The 18,815-nt window shown below is 66.5% G+C and carries 20 protein-coding genes; 8 read left to right on the top strand and 12 right to left on the bottom strand.

Annotated features, from left to right (window positions below; all coding sequences use genetic code 11):
- Positions 1 to 80: 80 nt before the first annotated feature.
- Positions 81 to 560, bottom strand: coding sequence for a YraN family protein (locus V6V88_RS26025; RefSeq protein ID WP_081100875.1), 480 nt, complete (start codon positions 558 to 560; stop codon positions 81 to 83).
- 64 nt (positions 561 to 624) lie between these two features.
- On the opposite strand from V6V88_RS26025, the gene rsmI reads away from it, so the two are divergent.
- Both rsmI and V6V88_RS26015 read left to right on the top strand, forming a co-directional pair.
- A complete protein-coding gene (gene rsmI / locus V6V88_RS26020; protein WP_223573506.1) occupies positions 625 to 1,560 on the top strand; it encodes a 16S rRNA (cytidine(1402)-2'-O)-methyltransferase in 936 nt (311 codons plus the stop codon).
- Positions 1,561 to 1,563: 3 nt separating this feature from the next.
- Positions 1,564 to 2,148 carry a methylated-DNA--[protein]-cysteine S-methyltransferase gene (locus V6V88_RS26015; protein WP_338616991.1) on the top strand — a complete coding sequence of 195 codons (585 nt, stop codon included), beginning with the start codon at positions 1,564 to 1,566 and terminating at the stop codon, positions 2,146 to 2,148.
- 70 nt (positions 2,149 to 2,218) lie between these two features.
- Here V6V88_RS26015 and V6V88_RS26010 read toward each other — a convergent pair whose 3' ends face one another.
- Together V6V88_RS26010 and rapZ are read right to left on the bottom strand one after the other, a co-directional pair.
- Positions 2,219 to 3,178, bottom strand: coding sequence for a septal ring lytic transglycosylase RlpA family protein (locus V6V88_RS26010; RefSeq protein WP_223573502.1), 960 nt, complete (start codon positions 3,176 to 3,178; stop codon positions 2,219 to 2,221).
- Positions 3,175 to 4,047: an RNase adapter RapZ gene (gene rapZ / locus V6V88_RS26005; protein ID WP_056319767.1), complete on the bottom strand. Its 873-nt coding sequence runs from the start codon at positions 4,045 to 4,047 to the stop codon at positions 3,175 to 3,177. Before rapZ ends, V6V88_RS26010 begins: the two co-directional genes overlap by 4 nt.
- A 280-nt stretch (positions 4,048 to 4,327) precedes the next feature.
- On the opposite strand from rapZ, the gene V6V88_RS26000 reads away from it, so the two are divergent.
- Both V6V88_RS26000 and V6V88_RS25995 read left to right on the top strand, forming a co-directional pair.
- Positions 4,328 to 4,999, top strand: coding sequence for a c-type cytochrome (locus tag V6V88_RS26000; RefSeq protein WP_226847480.1), 672 nt, complete (start codon positions 4,328 to 4,330; stop codon positions 4,997 to 4,999).
- 12 nt (positions 5,000 to 5,011) lie between these two features.
- Entirely contained in the window at positions 5,012 to 6,295 is a 1,284-nt protein-coding gene (locus V6V88_RS25995) for a cytochrome c (RefSeq protein WP_062838936.1), read from the top strand.
- Here V6V88_RS25995 and V6V88_RS25990 read toward each other — a convergent pair.
- The 9 genes from V6V88_RS25990 to V6V88_RS25950 form a co-directional block, all read right to left on the bottom strand.
- Entirely contained in the window at positions 6,292 to 7,725 is a 1,434-nt protein-coding gene (locus V6V88_RS25990) for a PLP-dependent aminotransferase family protein (protein ID WP_338616990.1), read from the bottom strand. The two genes, V6V88_RS25995 and V6V88_RS25990, sit on opposite strands and share 4 nt — an antisense overlap.
- A 25-nt stretch (positions 7,726 to 7,750) precedes the next feature.
- Positions 7,751 to 8,677, bottom strand: a complete 927-nt coding sequence (gene hprK, locus V6V88_RS25985) for an HPr(Ser) kinase/phosphatase (RefSeq protein ID WP_006216298.1) — start codon at positions 8,675 to 8,677, stop codon at positions 7,751 to 7,753.
- A 20-nt stretch (positions 8,678 to 8,697) separates the two neighbouring features.
- A complete protein-coding gene (locus V6V88_RS25980) occupies positions 8,698 to 9,153 on the bottom strand; it encodes a PTS sugar transporter subunit IIA (RefSeq protein ID WP_056319588.1) in 456 nt (151 codons plus the stop codon).
- 337 nt (positions 9,154 to 9,490) lie between these two features.
- Positions 9,491 to 9,829: a ribosome-associated translation inhibitor RaiA gene (gene raiA / locus V6V88_RS25975; protein WP_056319592.1), complete on the bottom strand. Its 339-nt coding sequence runs from the start codon at positions 9,827 to 9,829 to the stop codon at positions 9,491 to 9,493.
- 217 nt (positions 9,830 to 10,046) lie between these two features.
- Positions 10,047 to 10,841, bottom strand: coding sequence for an LPS export ABC transporter ATP-binding protein (lptB, locus tag V6V88_RS25970; protein WP_062838938.1), 795 nt, complete (start codon positions 10,839 to 10,841; stop codon positions 10,047 to 10,049).
- A 33-nt stretch (positions 10,842 to 10,874) separates the two neighbouring features.
- Entirely contained in the window at positions 10,875 to 11,456 is a 582-nt protein-coding gene (gene lptA / locus V6V88_RS25965; RefSeq protein ID WP_223576573.1) for a lipopolysaccharide transport periplasmic protein LptA, read from the bottom strand.
- A gap of 38 nt (positions 11,457 to 11,494) precedes the next feature.
- Positions 11,495 to 12,127: an LPS export ABC transporter periplasmic protein LptC gene (gene lptC, locus V6V88_RS25960; protein WP_056319599.1), complete on the bottom strand. Its 633-nt coding sequence runs from the start codon at positions 12,125 to 12,127 to the stop codon at positions 11,495 to 11,497.
- Between the two features lie 37 nt (positions 12,128 to 12,164).
- Positions 12,165 to 12,773 (bottom strand): HAD family hydrolase, encoded by a 609-nt coding sequence (locus tag V6V88_RS25955; protein ID WP_271263764.1) that lies wholly within the window; start codon positions 12,771 to 12,773, stop codon positions 12,165 to 12,167.
- Entirely contained in the window at positions 12,770 to 13,759 is a 990-nt protein-coding gene (locus tag V6V88_RS25950; protein ID WP_062838940.1) for a KpsF/GutQ family sugar-phosphate isomerase, read from the bottom strand. Before V6V88_RS25950 ends, V6V88_RS25955 begins: the two co-directional genes overlap by 4 nt.
- Positions 13,760 to 13,863: 104 nt before the next feature.
- Here V6V88_RS25950 and purT point away from each other — a divergent pair, with 104 nt between their 5' ends.
- The 4 genes from purT to cydB all read left to right on the top strand — a co-directional run bounded on the left by purT (position 13,864) and on the right by cydB (position 18,809).
- Entirely contained in the window at positions 13,864 to 15,081 is a 1,218-nt protein-coding gene (gene purT / locus V6V88_RS25945; RefSeq protein WP_217618572.1) for a formate-dependent phosphoribosylglycinamide formyltransferase, read from the top strand.
- Between the two features lie 312 nt (positions 15,082 to 15,393).
- The gene (locus V6V88_RS25940) at positions 15,394 to 15,939 is read left to right on the top strand and encodes a GbsR/MarR family transcriptional regulator (RefSeq protein WP_056319609.1); all 546 of its coding nucleotides are present in this window, start codon (positions 15,394 to 15,396) and stop codon (positions 15,937 to 15,939) included.
- A gap of 126 nt (positions 15,940 to 16,065) precedes the next feature.
- Positions 16,066 to 17,640 carry a cytochrome ubiquinol oxidase subunit I gene (locus tag V6V88_RS25935; protein WP_063952111.1) on the top strand — a complete coding sequence of 525 codons (1,575 nt, stop codon included), beginning with the start codon at positions 16,066 to 16,068 and terminating at the stop codon, positions 17,638 to 17,640.
- 14 nt (positions 17,641 to 17,654) lie between these two features.
- Positions 17,655 to 18,809, top strand: a complete 1,155-nt coding sequence (gene cydB / locus V6V88_RS25930; protein WP_056319614.1) for a cytochrome d ubiquinol oxidase subunit II — start codon at positions 17,655 to 17,657, stop codon at positions 18,807 to 18,809.
- Positions 18,810 to 18,815 lie beyond the last annotated feature (6 nt).

Below are 18,815 nucleotides of genomic sequence, written 5' to 3'. Positions count from 1 at the left end.
GCGCGATTATCTCACGGGGCCGGGCCGCGGTTCTGTCCTCGCGCAACGATCGCCTAGGGCCGGCGCCGGACTGCGCCGGATCAGGGCAGCCAGAAAGCGCCGCGTAGCCAGGCCGGCTCGCCGTCGTCGAAAACCACCGCGTCGAAACGGGCGGGCGGGGGCGCGCCTTGCCAGTGGCGGCGGGCCAGTTCGGGCAGCCACAGCGCCGCCGCCCGCGCCAGCCGCGCCTGCTTTTCCCGGCCGATGCTGGCGGCGGCCCCGCCGAACTGCCGGTTGGCGCGCGCCCGGACCTCCACGAAGACAAGCGTGTTGCCGTCGCGCATGGCCAGATCGATTTCACCGGCGCGGCAGGCCAGGTTGCGCGCCAGCAGCGTCAGGCCGTGCGCCAGCAGCAGGCGCAGCGCGGCCGCTTCATGATGATCGCCGCGCCGCTGCGTGGGCGAGCGGCGCGGGGGCGGACGGTCGGCCGGCGCGCGTCCGGTGCGCCGCCGGCGTTTGGCGGCGCGGCGGCGGGCGGCCAGGGCAAGTTCGCAGGCCAGGCGCAGGGTGTCGTCCGTCATGGATTCCAAAGGCAGCGGGCATAGGCGGCTACACTGACATGGTTTTCCGAGTCTGCAGGCTGCAATGAATCAAAACGTCTCACCTCCCGTTGCCGGCGATGCCTGGTCCCGCGTGTCGGAACGCGTGGCCGGCCAGCATTGGCCCGCCTCGACGCTGTATGTCGTGGCCACGCCCATCGGCAATCTGGGCGACCTGGGCCTGCGTGCCTGGCACGCCCTGCAGCGGGCTGACGTGATTGCTGCCGAAGACACGCGCGCCAGCCGCACGCTGCTCGATGCCTGGGGCGTGGGCACGCCGCTCATGGCGGCGCACCGCCACAACGAGGCAGCCGCGGCGCAGGCCATCTGCGAGCGCCTGGCGCAAGGCCAGCGCGTGGCGCTGGTGTCCGACGCCGGCGCGCCCGCGGTCAGCGACCCCGGCGCGCGGGTGGTCCGGGCGGTGCGCGCCGCCGGCTATGCCGTGGTGCCAGTGCCCGGCCCCAGCGCCGTGATCGCCGCGCTGATGGGCAGCGGCGTCACTACGGACGAGAACCCCGCCTACGCCTTCGCGGGCTTCGCGCCACCGAAGGCGGTGGCCCGCCAGCGCTGGCTGCGCCAGTGGTGCGCATTGCCCGCGCCCGTCGTGATGTTCGAGTCGCCGCACCGGCTGGCGGCCACGTTTGCCGACCTGCTCGAGGTGTGCGGCCCCGACCGCGAACTGACCGCGGCGCGCGAGCTGACCAAGCGTTTCGAAGAGATCGGCACCTTCCGGCTGAGCGAGGCGTCCGCCTGGCTGGCCGCGGATCCGCACCGCGAGCAGGGAGAATTCGTGCTGATCGTCCATGCCGAGCCCGAAGCGGCCGCGGACGAGGACGCGGACCCGGCCCACGACGTTCTGCTGGACGCCTTGCTGGAATCGCTGTCTGTGCGCGACGCCGCGCGCGTCGCCGCCAAGGTGACCGGCCAGCCTCGCGACGTCCTGTACAACCGCGCCCTGGCGCGCAAGAAGACGCAGGAATAATCCATGGCGTATTCGACGCTCGTGTCCAACAAACCGGCCGACCCGAACGAGCGGCTGACCTATCGCGACATGCCGACGCCGCTGGGCGAGATGCGCCTGGTCGCCAGTCCCAAGGGGTTGCGCGGCGCTTGGTTCACCGATCAGGCGCTGCTGCCGTCGCCGGAAGGCTGGACGCTGTCCGACAAAGACCCCTTCCTGGAGCAGGCGCGGCGCGAACTGGACGAGTGGTTCGCCGGCGAGCGGCGCGTGTTCGACGTGACGCTCGACCCCGTGGGTACGACGTTTCAGCATCAGGTCTGGCATGCGCTGTGCGCGCTGGAATTCGGCGTGCTCACCAGCTACGGCGAGCTGGCCCGCGCCGTGGACCGGCCCAAGGGCGCGCAGGCGGTGGGCGGCGCCGTGGGCCGCAACCCCATCAGCATCATCATTCCGTGCCACCGCGTGATCGGCGCGGATACGTCGCTGACGGGTTTTGGCGGCGGGTTGCCCCGCAAGCAGGCGCTGCTGGCCCACGAGGGCAATCGCTATCTCAGCCGCAGCGCGCGCGCCCGCCGGGTCTGCGACGGGCAGGCAGAGCTGTCCTGGTAGGCAAGCCCGGCGCCCGGCCGCTTATTTGGGCGCTGACTTGGCCGCCGGCTTGGCCAACTACTACGGTGCGTTATTGCGACGCGATGGTCGGCAGAATGCCGATGCGGTCCGACACGAGCGGCACGGCATTGAGCGCACTCTGGCGGTCGGGATACGGACCGATCCGCACCCGGTAAAGATTGTTGGTCTGTTCCACCGTCGCCGCTGGCGCGCCTTCGGCGCCCAGTTGCGTGTTGATGCGGCTGACCAACGACTGCGCATTGGCGGGCTGGCTGAACGCGCCCACCTGCAGGTAGACGCTGCCGCTGGCCACGCCGGACGCCGGGCGCATCGGTGCTGGGCTGGGCGCGGCAGGCGCCAGGGGCTCTGGCGTCAGCGCCACTGGCGTGGCGGCCACGGGCGCCATCACGGGCGTCGAGCCCGTGGCCGATTCCGGCTCCGGCGCGGGGGCCGCGGGCGCGCCTTGCGAGGCCAGCCGGCGGATCTCGTCGGCCTGGATCGCTTCCACGACCACCTGGCCGCTGCCCGGGCCGATGATGCCCAGCTTGTAGGCGGCCACGTATGACAGGTCCATGATGCGGTCGCTGTGGAAGGGGCCGCGGTCGTTCACCCGCACGATGATCGTCTTGCCGTTGACCAGGCTGGTCACCCGCGCATAGCTGGGAATCGGCAGTGTCGTGTGCGCGGCCGTCATGGCATACATGTCGTAGGTCTCGCCGATCGACGTGGAGTTGCCATGGAACTTCTTGCCGTACCACGACGCGATGCCGCGCTTCTTGTAGGGCTTTCCGCTCGTGTCCGGCACGTAGCGCTGACCGAACACGACATAGGGCCGGTTTGCGCCGCTGGCGTAGGGTTCCAGCTTGGGCACGGCGTCTGGAATCTGGTCCAGATTCGACGGCGGATTGGCATCCGGCCCGTCGTCCTTGTAGTAACCGCCCTTCTTGCGTCCGCCGCTGGTGGAGCAGCCTGCCACGGCGATCGCCAGCAGCAGCACGAAAATGAGATGTAGGGGGCGGGAAAGCGTCATGCGGTTTCGTCGGGCAGTTGCGTGCGGTGGCGCACCAGGAGCGGGTCGTGATCGGCAAAGCGCAGCGCCAGCTGTTCCACCACGTAGACCGAGCGGTGCTGGCCGCCGGTACAGCCGATGGCCACGGTCAGGTAGTTGCGGGTGTCCTGCGTGTACAGCGGCAGCCAGCGTTTCAGGAAGCCCGCGATGTCGTCGATCATCAGACCCACCTGCTCGTATCCCGCGAGCCACGTGGCCACGGGCTCGTCGCGGCCCGTCAGCGGGCGCAGATTGCGGTCGTAATGGGGATTGGGCAGGCAGCGCACGTCGAACACCAGGTCCGCGTCTCCGGGCACGCCGCGCTTGTACGCGAAAGATTCGAACGTCAGCACCAGCGGCGCGCGGTCTGCCTTGATCAGGTCGCGGATCCAGGCGCGAAGCTGGCCGGGCGTCAGGTCCGAGGTGTCGATGACGTGTTCCTGCTCGCGCAGCGGCGCCAGCAGTTCTCTTTCCAGGGCGATGCACTCGGTCAGCGACGGCGCGGTGCCGCCGCGCTGCAGGCGGTCGGTCAGCGGATGGCGGCGGCGCGATTCGGAATAACGCTGCACCAGCGTGGCCGTGTTGGCATCCAGGAATACGACCCGCAGGCTGGTGCCCATGGCGCGCAACGCGGTGACCACATCGGGCAGTTCGGCAAGCTCGCCCGGCGAACGCACGTCGATGGCGACCGCCACGCGTTCCATGCCGTCATCGCGCGCCTGGGCAATGAACTCGGTCAGGAAGCGGACGGGAAGATTGTCGACGCAGGTATAGCTTGCGTCCTCGAGCATGCGCAGCGCGACGGATTTGCCGGAGCCGGAAATGCCGGTGACGAGGACGACTTTCAACATGGACATGATTGTGGCACGCTTTTCCAGGACGATGCCGGCGGGATAGCATCTGATATGGCCATAAACTCAGGAACTGCTTCTGTTCCCTGCTGCTTGCCCTGACGTAAGCTAGGGGCCGCAAACTCCGCGGTTCCATCGCAGTTCCACTTTACGCGCCCCGCCGTCTCGATTCGGGGTTTGGAATTCGACCTAGATGTTAGCCCTCATTTCCTCTTGTAGTGTTTCACTGCTGCGGTTTTGGACGATCCCAAGGGCCTTGGCCGCGGCGGCTGTTGTGTTTATGTCCGCGCCCGCGCTTGCGCAGCAGCCCGATCCGCCGGTCTTGCAGCCCGACACCATGGCGGCGCGCGTGGCGGCCTGTACGGCCTGTCATGGCGCGCAGGGCAGGGCGGGGGCCGATGGCTACTACCCGCGGCTGGCCGGCAAGCCGCAAGACTATCTCTACCACCAGCTGCTCAATTTCCGCGACGGACGGCGGCAGTACCGGCCCATGACGCACCTGCTGGCGGGACTGCCCGACGACTACCTGCGCGAAATGGCCGCGTATTTTGCCGACCAGCATGTGCCGTATCCGGCGCCCGTGCGCGCGGACGTGTCCGCGGCCACGCTCGAGGCTGGCCGCAAGCTCGCCCGCGATGGCGACGCGGCGCGCGGCCTGCCGGCCTGTGCGTCCTGTCATGGCGCGGCGCTCTCGGGCATGCTGCCCGCGATTCCCGGCCTGCTGGGGCTGCCCCGCGATTACATCGGCGCGCAGATCGGCAGCTGGAAGAACGGCCTGCGCCGCGCCGCCGCGCCGGACTGCATGGCCGACATCTCCCACAAGCTCACGCCTGCCGACATCGGCGCACTGGCGGCCTGGCTGTCGTCGCAGCCAGTCGTCGAGCCCTACGTGCCTGATGCCGCGAATTCGGTCCGGCTGCCCGCGGAATGCGGCAGCCAGGCGCAACGCTGAACGGGGCCGCGAATGACGCTGATGAAAAGAGTGCTGGGTGTCCTGTTGCTGGTGGCCGTGGCGGCCGTTGGCGGGTTGTATTGGCTGGGCACGCGTGACGATGCCAGCACCGGGCCCACTGCCGCGGCAGCCGAGGGCGCCACGCTGATCGAACGCGGCCGCTATCTGGCGCTGGCCGGCAACTGCATGGCCTGCCACACCAGCCAGGGGGGCAAGACGTTTGCGGGCGGCACGCCCATTCCCACGCCGTTCGGCACGGTCTACGGCCCGAACATCACGCCCGATCCGGATACCGGCATCGGCGCATGGACGGCCGACGACTTCTGGCAGGCGCTGCACAACGGCAAATCAAAGGACGGCACCTTGCTGTATCCAGCGTTCCCGTACACCGAGTACACGCGGGTCAACCGCAGCGACGCCGACGCGCTCTTTGCCTATCTGCGCAGCGTGTCGCCCGTCAAGCAGGCGAACCGTCCGCCCGACATGAATTTCCCGTACGACCAACGCGCGCTGCTGGCGGCGTGGCGCGCGCTGTACTTCAAGCCTGGCGTGCAAGCGCCCGATCCCGGCCAGTCGGTCCAATGGAATCGCGGCCGGTATCTGGTCGAAGGGCTGGGGCATTGCGCGGCCTGCCATACGCCGCGTAACAGCCTGGGCGCCACGCGCACCCGCGACGCGCTGGCGGGGGGCGTGATTCCGGTGCTGGATTGGTACGCGCCGCCGCTCACGAACGACATGCAGGCCGGCATGGGGCGCTGGTCCGCGCAGGACATTGCCGCGCTGCTCAAGACCGGCATTTCGGCGCATTCGACGGTCAGCGGACCCATGGCCGAAGTCGTGCTGGGCAGCACCCAGCACCTGACCGACGACGACGCCCTTGCCATCGGCACGTATTTAAAGACGTTGCCCGCCACGCCGCCCGCGACCGATGCGCGCGCCGCCATCCCCGCGCCCGCGGCCATGGAACTGGGCGGCAAGCTCTACCGCCAGCAATGCGCGCAATGCCACCAGGCCGACGGCAAAGGCAGCGGCACGGCATGGCCCGCGCTGGCCGGCAATCCCACGGTGACCGCGCCATCGCCGGTGAACGCCATCCGCATGGTGCTCGACGGCGGCTACGCTCCGGCCACGGCCGCAAACCCGCGTCCGCACGGCATGCCGCCGTTCGGCCAGGTGCTCAACGACAACGACATCTCGATGCTGGTGACCTACATCCGCAACAGCTGGGGGAACGACGCGGGCGCGGTGAGCGGTCTGGAGGTCAAGCGCGCGCGGGCGTCGTCGACGTTGAACTAGCGCCCGGCGGTGGCCGCGCGGCAGGCTTCGCGCGCCAGGTCGCCCAGCGTGCGGATCGCCGCTTCGGTGCTTGCGTCCCACGGGTGCCCGTAGTTCAGGCGTAGCGCGCTGTCAAATTGGCCGCTGGCAGAGAAGATCGGGCCAGGCGCCACGCTGATGCCGCGCGCCAGCGCCTGGCGGTGCAGCGACAGCGCATCCACGGCGGCGGGCAGTTCCAGCCATAGGAAGAATCCGCCCTGCGGCCGCGTCACGCGGGTGCCGGCAGGAAAGGCCTGCGCGATCGCGTCGGCCATGCGCTCCTGCTGCGCCTGCAAGGTCTGCCGCAACCGGCGCAGATGCCGGTCGTAGCCGCCTTGTTCCAAGTATTCGGCAATCGCGCCCTGCGCGGGGCCGGACGCCGACAGCGTCGATGACAGTTTCAGCCGTTGCACCTGGTGGGCGTAGCGCCCAGCGCTGGCCCAGCCGATGCGGTAGCCGGGCGCAAGGCATTTCGAAAACGACGAGCAGTGCAGCACCAGCCCGCGCGTGTCGTAGGCCTTGGCGGGAACGGGCCGCGTCGCGCCGAAGTAGAGCTCGCCGTAGACGTCGTCTTCGATCAGCGGAATGTCGTGCCGGGCAAGCAGTTCGACGAGCCGGCGCTTGTTGTTGTCGGGCATCAGGCAGCCCAGCGGATTCTGGAATTGCGTCATCAGCCAGCAGGCGCGCGGCGCGTGGCGCAGGATGGCCGCCTGCATCGCGTCCAGGTCGATGCCGGTGCGCGGATGCGTCGGCACTTCCAGCGCTTTCAGCCCAAGGCGTTCCAGCGCCTGCAAGGCGCCGTAGAACGTCGGCGCTTCCACCATGACGGTATCGCCCGGCTGCGTGACCGCCTGCAGGCAGAGATTTAAGGCTTCGAGCGCGCCATTCGTGACGACGATGTCGGTGGCGGGCAGGTTGATGCCGCCGATCAGGTAGCGCAGCGCGATCTGCCGGCGCAGGCGCGGATTGCCGGGCGCCAGATCTTCAACGGTGTCGCGCGGGTCCTGGCGCTTCAGATGCGTGGCCATCGCCTGCGCCAGGCGCGGCAGCGGAAAGAGCAGCGGCGAGGGGAAGGCCGAGCCCAGCGGGGTGACATCGCGATTGCGCACCGAGCCCAGGATGTCGAAGATCCGTTCGCTGATCGCCAGTTCGGTCGATTCACCATCGGGGCATGAGGCGCCGGGTTCGGGCGGCAGTGATTCGGCGGGGGCGTTGACGTAGTAGCCCGAGCGCGGCTGCGCGCGGATGAGACCGCGTGCTTCAAGCAGGTAGTAGGCCTGGAAAACCGTCGAGGGGCTGACGCCGCGCGCGGCACACGCGTCGCGCACGGAGGGCAGCTTGTCGCCGGCGCGCAGCACGCCGCTTGCGATCGACGTGGCGATCTCGTCGGCCAGGGTCTCGTAGAGGCTCACGATGCCGCAGGGCGACGACGCGTGCTCATTTGCTGCTTTGGAGGATCGCCATGGCCTGGCGTTCCATGAATTCGCCCAGCGTGTCGATGCCGCGCAATTTCAGGATGGTGTTGCGCACGGCCGCCTCGACCAGCACGGCCAGGTTGCGGCCCGCGGCCACCTGCAGCATCACCTTGCGCACGGGCAGACCCAGCATGTCCTGCGTGATGTCTTGCAGCGGCAGGCGTTCGAACTTGTCCTGCGCGGTGGCACGCACCAGGTGAACGATGAGCTTGAGCCGCATCTTGCGGCGCACCGAGGTTTCGCCAAAGATGGTGCGGATGTCGAGCAGACCCAGGCCGCGGACTTCCAGCAGGTTCTGCAGCAATTGCGGACAGTGGCCTTCGATCATGTTGGGCGCGGTGCGCGAGAACTCGACTGCGTCGTCGGCCACCAGGCCGTGGCCGCGCGAGATCAGTTCCAGCGCCAGTTCGCTCTTGCCCAGACCCGATTCGCCCGTGATCAGCACGCCTAGTCCCAGCACGTCCAGGAACACGCCGTGCACCGTGGTGGTGGGCGCCAGCTTCTTGCCCAGATAGATGCGCAAGAGGTCGATCAGTTGCGCGGCCGCGACCGGCGTGGACAGCAGCGGTACCTGGTGCTGGTCGCATTGGTCGACGAGGTCTTGCGGCGGCGTCAGGCCATCGGCCAGCAGAATCGCAGGCACGCCGCCGATTAGCAGCTCGTCCATGTGGTGCATGCGGCGGCGCAGGTCGAAGCGCGTGTAATACGCCAGCTCTTCCTGGCCAAACACCTGGATGCGAGACGGGTGGATCAGGTTCAAGTGGCCGACCAGGTCGGCGGCCGCCATGCCGTCATCGGGAATCGCGCGGTCCGCCGCGCCTTGGCCCGAGATCCAGTTAAAAGGGATTTTGTCGGCGTTGTCGTCGACGAGTTCCTGCACCGTGAGCATGGCAGCGATTCCGCGTGGGATCAGAGTTGGCCGGTCGTGAGCATTCTGTGCACGATGGCCGGGTCGGGCTCGGTGGCCAGCGCCTCGCGCAATGCCTTGTTGGACATGAGCTGGGCGAGTTCGGCCAGGATGTCCAGGTGCTGCTGCGTGGCCGTTTCAGGCACCAGCAAGCACAGCAGCATCGACACGGGTTGACCGTCGGGCGCGTCGAACGTGATGGGCTGGGCAAGGCGGATGAATGCCGCCAGCGCTTGTTCCAGACCTTTCACGCGGCCGTGCGGCACGGCCACGCCCTGACCGAGGGCGGTTGACCCCAGACGCTCACGGGCAAAAAGGCTGTCGAACACGAGCGCGCGTGCCAAGCCATTGTTGTTTTCAAAAAGCAGACCGGCCTGTTCGAACGCACGTTTCTTGCTCGTGGCGAGCATATCGAGCACGACGTTGCCGGCGGGGAGGATGCGCGACAAATGATTCATCAGGGCATTATAGGGTTATATGACGCACTGCAACAATCAACCACCCCGGACGTTTCGGACGACCGGAAGCGATCGGGGCACAAGAGCGACAGCATAGTCTGATCGCGGCGCGTTGTGGGCATTCTGGGGGTGGCGATCATCACGGCGCGGCGCGCGCCCGGCAAAAGCCAAGTAAAGCGCCAATCGGCCGGCGGGCGCCAGCGGGATGAAACACGAGGGGGGAGGGGACTTTGCCGATGCCCCGGCTGGACGCAAGGTCTAGCGGGACACCGGGACTTAGGCAGGATCCTGGGATCCCTGTACGGCTAGTCGCTCAGGTGAGCGGTCATGAAGCGCGTTACTGCTGGGGTGGCGAGAGGGTCGCCGCTTGCCGCTTCACGGACTCTGCTGAATGACTTCTTACCTTGTCCTTGTGCTTGATGACCTGACGGTCGACTTTGTCAGCAAGAAGGTCGATGGCTGCATAGAGGTTTTCATCGGTTGCTTCACAATGAATGTCCTTGCCGCTCAGTCGCATGGTGATTTCGGCTCTATGCCGCAGGGGCTCTACTGAGAGCATGACCTGGGTATCGATGACGTGATCGAAATGCCGCAGCACTCGCGCCAGTTTGTTCATGACATATTCCCGGATGGCCGGGGTGACGTCGAGGTGACGACCGCAGATGCTCAGGTTCATAGTGTGCTCTCCTTCTAAAAGAGGAAAAAGGTGCGCAAAAGGCGCGGTGAAGTCGTTAGGCGTTCTCCTTCAATAAGCAGGTTCGTTTAGTACTAGTGTATAGACTCGGGCCGATAAAACAAGCTGACCTACCGCAAGTTCATGGCAATTTTATGGCTGAGCCCCTAGGGCGTATGGCCCTTCTTTCCCAGGCGTTACGGGGTCTTTCAGCATGGGGTTACATCCGGAAGTGTTCGCCCAGATACACGCGGCGAACGGCGGGGTCGCCCACGATTTCCTCGGGGTGGCCGTCGGTCAGCACCTTGCCTTCGCTGATGATGTAGGCGCGGTCGCAGATGCCCAGGGTTTCACGCACGTTATGGTCGGTGATCAGCACGCCGATGCCGCGGCCCTTCAGGAAGCGCACGATGCGCTGGATCTCGATGACCGCGATCGGGTCCACGCCGGCAAACGGTTCGTCCAGCAGGATGAAGCGCGGGCTGGTCGCCAGCGCGCGCGCAATTTCCACGCGGCGGCGTTCGCCGCCCGACAGCGAAATCGCGGCGTTGCTGCGGATGTGGCCGATCTGCAGTTCTTCGAGCAGCGACTCCATCTGTTCGTTGATCTTGGGCGTCGACAACGGACGGCCGTCCGGACCCACCTGCAATTCCAGCACGGCGCGGATGTTCTGTTCGACCGTCAGGCGGCGGAACACGGAAGCGTCCTGCGGCAGGTACGACAGGCCCATGCGCGCGCGCTTGTGGATGGGCATCGCCGTGATGGCGGCGCCGTCGATTTCGATGCGGCCCGCGTCCGCCGGCACCAAGCCGACGATCATGTAGAAGCTGGTGGTCTTGCCGGCGCCGTTGGGGCCCAGCAGGCCCACGACTTCGCCGCTGACCACGGACAGGGACACATCCTGCACCACGGTGCGGCCGTTGTAGGTCTTGCGCAGTCCGGTTGCGCGCAGGCTGCCCTGCTTGACGCCCGAAGGGGCGGAGGTCACGGGGGTCGGCACTGAAGGTTGGTTCATCGTGGCTGCGATTGGTGTTGCATGGGAAGCGCTTCAGCGCCCTTTCTTGGCTGCCTGCTGCTTGCGGCATTCGGCGACGGCGGCGTCCAGCTTGGCGCGCGGTTCGGCCAAGGAACGCACGCGTCCGCCGGCCGCGGCGGAATTCGGGCCGCCTTGCGCTTCGTACGTGCCGGACTTCTCGTTGTAGCGTACCCGTTCGCCGCGAATGGTATCGAACGGTTTCCCACAGACGTAGCGGGTCACGATGGCCTGGCCGATCAGGTCGAACGTGCTGTTGGTGCCGTCGTATTCGGCGCGCAGGCCCTTGCCTTCGATGAGTTCGAAGTTCTCGGGGCGTTCCTGGCGGATGGTGACGACCTTGCCCTTGTTGGCGGTGGCCGTGCCGTATTGGTTGCCCTGCGCGTCCTCGTTCATCTGCAGCGTGTCGGACGTCAGCGTCATCAGGCCGCGCGTCATGTTGACGTTGCCGGTGAACACGCTTTGTTTCTTCACGTCGTCGTAGTGCAGCGTGTCCGACAGGATCAGCGTGCTGGGCTCTTCAGCGGGGGTTGCCGCCTTCGGGTCCGCGGCATGGGCCGGCGCAAACGCGCAAGCCGTCAACAGCACGGCGCCCATCAGGCGGGTCGTCGGGGCGAAGAGGGTCCGAAGGTCGGTCATGGTTTTTTCTGGTTAGAGTTGTTGGCAGGAATTTCGGTGCGGCGCTGCTGCCTGCCTTCCGAACCGGCAATTTCCACGTCGGTCGACGCCGACACCTGCAATTGGCGAGTCTTGTTGTTGTAGTGCATGCCCGTGCCCTGCATGCGCGAGCGGCCCTTCAGGACCGTGGCGGGCAGGTCGGTGAAGACCACGTCGTCATCGGGCAGGATGATGAGTTGCTGGCTGCGCACGTCCAGCATGTCGTTTTCGGCATCGGGCTGGCGCAGCACGTGGGCATCGCCCTGCATGACGATCCGCTTGCCGCCCTGTTCCATCACGGCCGTCTTTGAAACCGCGACCGTGATCGGATTGGTCTCGCGCTGGCCCACCGCGCGCGGTGCGGTGACGTGATACGAATCGTCGTCGGGAAAGTGCTCCATGTAGTCGCCTTCCAGGCGATTGATGGGCTTGCCCGTGGGATCGGTGCGCAGCATCACGAATTCGCGCGACCATGCGTCCATTTCGTGGGTGACGCGGCGCGGCGGGTCCACCTGGATGGCGCGCTGCGCGTAATCGGCCGCCCACCACGAGCTGGTGACCAGCACCAGCAGCAGGAACAGCGCGATCAGTGAGGGAAAACGTTCTTTCATCGGGTGCGCCGCGAGGGCGTATTCGTTAACGGGGCGATCACTGGATGGCTCCGGGGCCGAGCAGGCCCGGCGAAGCCAGGAATGCGCCCAGGCGGCCTTGCGAGGCCAAGAGGAGATCGCAGCATTCGCGTACGGCCCCGCTTCCGCCGGGCAGGGTGGAAACCCAGTGGGCCGCCTGGCTGACGTAGCCGGGAGCGTTGGGCACGCTGGCCGCGAAACCGGCGCGCTGCAAGGCCGGCAGGTCGATGATGTCATCGCCCATGTAGCCGGTTTGATTCAGTTGGACACCGCAGCGCTGCGCAAGTTCGGTCAGGGCGCTGCCCTTGTCGCGCACGCCCTGGATGACTTCGGCGATGCCCAGTTCCGCGGCGCGGCGGGCGACGATGGGGCCGGAACGTCCGGTGATCAGCGCCACTTTCAGGCCGCCTTCCATCAGCAGCCGCAGCCCGTGGCCGTCCAGCGCGTGGAAGCGCTTTTGCAGTTCGCCGCCTTCGCCGTAATAGAGGCTGCCGTCGGTCAGCACGCCGTCCACGTCGAAAACCATCAGGCGCACGGCCGCGGCGCGTTCGCGCACGATGGCAGGGATACGGGCAAGCACCAGCGCTTCGGCCGGGTGATTCACGGAAGCAGAAAGGTTCATAGTCATACCACTTTAGCGGCCATCAGATCGTGCATGTGCAATGCGCCGACCAGCGCGCCGTCATTGTCCAACACCAGCATGTGATTGAGCCGTTGTTCGTCCATCTGCCGGGCGGCCTCGACCGCCAGCGCCTCGGGATTGATGCTGCGCGGCGAGCGCGTCATGCCCGCCTCGACGGTCAGGCTGCGGATATCGCCGTGCCGTGCGATGAGACGGCGCAGGTCGCCGTCGGTGAAGATGCCCTGCGGGCGGTGCTGCGCGTCGGTGACGACGGTCATGCCCATGCCCTTGGCCGACATGACCTCCAGCGCCTGCGATACCGGGGTGCCCGCCATGACAATAGGCAGGGCGTCTCCCTGGCGCATGACGTCGCGCACGTGGGTGAGCAGGCGGCGGCCGAGCGCGCCGCCCGGGTGCGAGCGGGCAAAGTCCTGCGGCCCGAAACCGCGGGCCTCCAGGCAGGCGACAGCCAGGGCGTCGCCCAGCGCCAGGGCGGCGGTCGTGCTGGCGGTGGGCGCCAGGTTCATCGGGCAGGCTTCCTGGGCCACGCTGGCATCCAGGTGAATGTCGGCCTGCCGGGCCAGTTCGGATTGCGGGTTGCCTGTGATGGCAACCAGCCCCGCGCCCATGCGGCGCACGACAGGCAGGATCGTCAGCAATTCCGAGCCTGAGCCGGAATAGGAGATCGCGATGAGGACGTCGTCGCGGGTGATCATGCCCAGGTCGCCGTGGACGGCCTCGGCCGCATGCACGAAGAAGGCGGGCGTGCCGGTGGAGGCCAGCGTCGCGGCGATCTTGCGGGCGATGTGTCCCGTTTTTCCGATGCCGCTGACGACCACCCGTCCGCGGCAGGCGAGCAGCAGGTCAACGACACGCGTGAAGCTGTCGTCCAGCCGGGCGGACAGGTCTTGCAGCCCTTGGCTTTCAATCTGAAGTGTTCTGCGCGCAGATGCCAGCGCGGTGCCGGACGAAGAGGTGGGATGGTCGTTCATGGGGCGGATTTTAATCGCAGTACGCTAGTTTGCCCCGCGCAGGGGCGTATGGCATGCTGGCGAGTCTTTCAACGGCTTTCAAACTTTCCTTCCAGGCCCGCTCCATGTCCAGCATTTCCAGTCCCGTCCTTGGCACGCCACTGTCCCCCTTGGCCACCCGCGTCATGCTGCTGGGTTCCGGTGAACTGGGCAAAGAGGTCATCATCGCCCTGCAGCGCCTGGGCGTCGAAGTCATTGCGGTGGATCGGTATGCCGACGCCCCGGGCCATCAGGTGGCGCACCGGGCGCATGTGGTATCGATGACCGACCCGCAGGCCTTGCGGCAGGTCATCGAAGCGGAGCAACCGGACGTTATTGTCCCCGAAATCGAGGCCATTGCCACCAGCTTGCTGGTGGAACTGGAAGCGGCCGGCGTGGCGCGGGTCACCCCGACGGCCCGCGCGGCACAGCTCACCATGAATCGCGAAGGCATCCGCCGCCTGGCGGCCGAGACGCTGGGGCTGCCGACCTCGCCCTACCGTTTTGTCGACACCGAGGACGAGCTGCGCCAGGCCATCGATGGCGGCATCGGCTATCCCTGCGTCATCAAGCCGGTCATGTCCTCGTCGGGCAAGGGCCAGTCGGTCATCAAGAGCGCCGACGACGTGGCCTCCGCGTGGCGCTACGCCCAGGAAGGGGGACGGGTCGGGGGCGGCCGCGCCATCGTCGAGGGGTTCATCCGCTTCGACTACGAAATCACGCTTCTGACCGTACGGGCCCGCGGGGCCGACGGCCAGGTCGAGACCTGCTACTGCGAACCCATCGGCCACAAACAGGTGGACGGTGACTACGTCGAAAGCTGGCAGCCGCACCCCATGTCGCCGGCGGCGCTCCAGCGTGCGCGCGACATCGCGCTGGCCGTCACGTCCGAGCTGGGCGGACTGGGCATTTTTGGCGTCGAGCTCTTCGTGGCGGGCGATCAGGTCTGGTTCTCCGAGGTCAGCCCGCGTCCTCACGACACCGGCATGGTCACCATGATTACCCAGGTGCAGAACGAGTTCGAATTGCACGCGCGCGCGCTGCTGGGGCTGCCGGTCGACCCCAGCCTGCGCCAGCCGGGCGCCAGCAGCGTCATCTATGGCGGCGTGGAAGCCCGGGCGGTGACGTTCCATGGCGTGGCCGAGGCGCTTGCCGAGCCCGGCACGGACATCCGTCTCTTCGGCAAGCCCGAATCCTTCGTGAAACGCCGCATGGGCGTGGGTCTGGCCGTGGCGCAAGACGTTGCTGCCGCCCGCGCCAAGGCCAAGCGCGTGTCGGCCGCCGTGACCGTCAAGGCCGGCTGATCGTCCGCGCGGGCCTGTCCCGGACCGGGTAGCGCCCGCCGTTACCCCGCTTTTTCCCCCCGTCAACGCCACCCGCCAACCGGCCGGTGGCGTTTTTGCTGGGCGCCATTCCCCGATTCGTGTTGTATGGCTGTCACGTCCGGCGGCTAATTTGGCCTGCCCGCGCCCTGAATGGCGCCCGGTTGCGCCTTCGCCCCTGAGCGCAGTGTGGTTTGCGCTTTCTCATCGTTTGTTCGATAATTTCAGAAATTTCTGAAATCGAAGTAACTGCATGTGTCGTGCAGCCCTTCGCTGTGTTACTGGCTGATCCTCATGGCGCTTTCCCCCCAGATCGAACGATTTGTCCTGCACTTTGGTGAGATGGGCAGCCGTTGGGGCGTGAACCGCACCGTCGGCCAGATCTACGCGCTGCTGTTTCTCGCGCCGCAGCCGCTGAACGCCGACGATATCGCCGAGGCCCTGGGCTTTTCGCGCTCGAACGTCAGCCTCGGGCTGAAAGAGCTGCAGTCCTGGCGCCTGGTCAAGCTGATGCATCAGGTGGGCGACCGCCGCGACTACTTCGAGACCCCCAAGGACGTCTGGGAAATCTTCCGCATCCTCATGGAAGAGAAGCGCAAGCGCGAAGTCGACCCCACCCTCACGCTCCTGCGCGACACGCTGCTGGAGTCGCCGTCCGGCCCCGACGAGGCTTACGCGCAACAACGAATGACCGAGATGCTGGAGCTCATCGAACTATCCACGGGGTGGTTCGATGAGGTTCAACGGCTGCCGCCCGAAACCCTGCAAAGCCTCATGAAACTTGGTTCCAAGGTTCAGAAGGTGTTGGGATTCGCCGGCAAATTGCGGGGCAAGGGCTGACCCATCACGCCTCGATTTTTCAGGAAACCTCTATGAAGTTGTATGCAACGCCCCTAACATGGCGCGGTAGACGGCCTGGGAACCATGCCGGTTGCCGCAGCGCGTCGACGCCTTGGGAGCAGCCTCATGATTGATCTCGATGTCGTGAATCTCTCGCGGTTCCAGTTCGCCGCGACTGCGCTCTACCATTTCATCTTTGTCCCGCTCACGCTTGGCCTGTCGTTCATGCTGGCCATCATGGAAAGCGTGTACGTCATGACCGGACGCGCCATCTGGAAGAAGATGACGATGTTCTGGGGCACGCTGTTCGGTATCAACTTCGCGTTGGGCGTGGCCACGGGCGTGGTGATGGAGTTCCAGTTCGGCATGAACTGGTCCTACTACAGCCACTACGTGGGCGACGTCTTCGGCGCGCCGCTGGCCCTTGAAGGGCTGATGGCATTCTTCCTGGAAGCCACCTTCGTCGGCTTGTTCTTCTTCGGCTGGAACCGCATGTCCAAGGTCAGCCACCTGGCCGTGACCTGGCTGGTGGCCTTCGGCACGAACTTCTCGGCCCTGTGGATCCTGATCGCCAACGGTTGGATGCAGAACCCGGTCGGCGCGGTCTTCAATCCGGACACGATGCGCATGGAAATGACCGACTTCGCCGCGGTCATCTTCAACCCGGTCGCGCAAGCCAAGTTCGTGCATACCGTCAGCGCCGGTTACGTGGCGGGCGCCATGTTCGTCATGTCGATCAGTGCGTGGTATCTGCTGCGCGGCCGTCATATCGACCTTGCCAAGCGCTCGATGGCGGTAGCTGCCAGCTTCGGCCTGGCAGGCGCCCTGTCGGTGGTCGTGCTGGGCGATGAAAGCGGCTATCTGACCACCGAACACCAGAAGATGAAGATCGCGGCCATGGAATCCATGTGGCACACCGAGCCCGCGCCCGCGTCCTTCAACCTGATCGCGATCCCGAACCAGGCCGAGCGCCGCAACGACTTCGCGATCGAGATTCCCTATGTCATGGGCATCATCGGCACGCGTTCGCTGACCACGCCGCTGCTGGGCATCAATGACCTGATCCTGCGCGCCGAGAATCGCATCCGCGACGGTATCGTGGCCTACGAGGCCCTGCAGAAGATCCGCGCGAACCCGAAGGATGTGGATGCGCGCATGGTGTTCGACAGGACCTGGCCGGACCTGGGCTACGCGCTCCTCGTCAAGCGCCATCAGCCCGACATCAGCAAGGTCACCGAAGCGGACATCAAGCAAGCCGCGATCGATACCGTGCCGACCGTGGCGCCGCTTTTCTGGGCGTTCCGCATCATGGTCGCGGTGGGCATGTACCTCATCCTGTTCTTCGGCGTGGCGTTCTGGCTTGCCTCGCGCGGCCGCCTGGACAAGCGTCCGGCGCTGCTCAAGGTGGCGTTGTGGAGCCTGCCGCTGCCGTGGGTCGCCATCGAAAGCGGCTGGTTCGTCGCCGAGTACGGCCGCCAGCCCTGGGTGATCGAAGGCGTGCTGCCCACGTACTACGCGGCGTCGGGCCTGACCATGACCGACCTTGTCATCAGCCTGTCGATCTTCCTGGTGCTGTACACGATCCTGCTCATCATCGGCGTGAAGGTCATGCTGCATGCCATCAAGGCCGGACCGAAATCCGACGGGCCGGCGCCGGGTGATGCCGCCGCCGATCCCGTCCACGCCGCCGTGCGCGCCTGAGGGGAGAAACGCAAATGGATACCCTAATTCCTTTTGATTACGGCACGCTGCGCGTGGTGTGGTGGGTGCTGCTGGGCGCCTTGCTCATCGGCTTTGCCGTCATGGACGGCTTTGACCTGGGCGTGGCGGCGCTGTTGCCGGTGGTCGCCAAGACCGACGCCGAGCGCCGCATCGTCATCAACGTGGTGGGGCCGGTCTGGGAAGGCAATCAGGTCTGGCTCATCACCGCGGGCGGCGCCATCTTTGCCGCGTGGCCCTTGCTCTATGCCGCATCGTTCTCGGGCTTTTACCTGGCGATGATGCTGGTCCTGCTGGCGCTGATCCTGCGGCCGGTGGGCTTCAAGTACCGCAGCAAGATGGAAGGCACGCGCTGGCGCAATCGCTGGGACGCCGTGCTGTGCTTCTCGGGTGTGGTGGCGTCGCTGGTGTTCGGCGTGGCGATGGGCAACATCGTGCTGGGCGTGCCGTTCACGTTCGATGCCGTGACGCTGCGCCCGATCTACGAAGGGCACTTCTTCCAGCTGTTCATGCCGTTCGCCCTGCTTGCAGGCGTGCTGAGCGTGATGATGCTGGCCATGCATGGCGCGGTGCTGCTGGCGTGGCGCACGGATGATCCCGTGTCCTCGCGCGCTCGCAACTGGGGCCGTCTGTGCGCGGTGCTGACGGCAGTGCTGTTCGTGGCCGGCGGCTTCTGGGTCGCGGGCGGCGTGCCGGGTCATGCAATCACCAGCGCGGTCGATATGTCCGCGCCGTCCGATCCGATGCTAAAGACCGTGTCGGTGCAGACCGGCGCCTGGATGGCCAACTACGCGAAGTGGCCGTGGATGTGGATCGCGCCCGCGCTGGGCGTGGCCGGCGCGGTGCTGGCGGCGCTGCTGCTGACCGTGCGCGCCAACATGCTGGCATTCCTGTCGTCCTCGGCGTCGATTGCCGGCGTGATCCTGACGGTGGGCTTCTCGCTCTTTCCGTTCATCATGCCGTCCTCGACCAATCCGAAGGCCGGCCTGACCATCTGGGACGGCTCGTCCAGCCACCTGACGCTGTGGATCATGGTGATTGCAGTGGCCATCTTCCTGCCGATCGTGACCGTCTACACCGGTTGGGTGTACCGCGTCATGCGCGGCAAGGTCACCCATGATTCGGTGGGCGACACGCCCAACTCGTACTGATAAAGG

The organism is Achromobacter sp. E1, from assembly GCF_037039475.1.
In the GTDB taxonomy this organism is placed as follows: domain Bacteria; phylum Pseudomonadota; class Gammaproteobacteria; order Burkholderiales; family Burkholderiaceae_B; genus Achromobacter; species Achromobacter mucicolens.
Note: the sequence above shows the minus strand (reverse complement) of the source record. Positions and strands in the feature narration are given on the sequence as shown.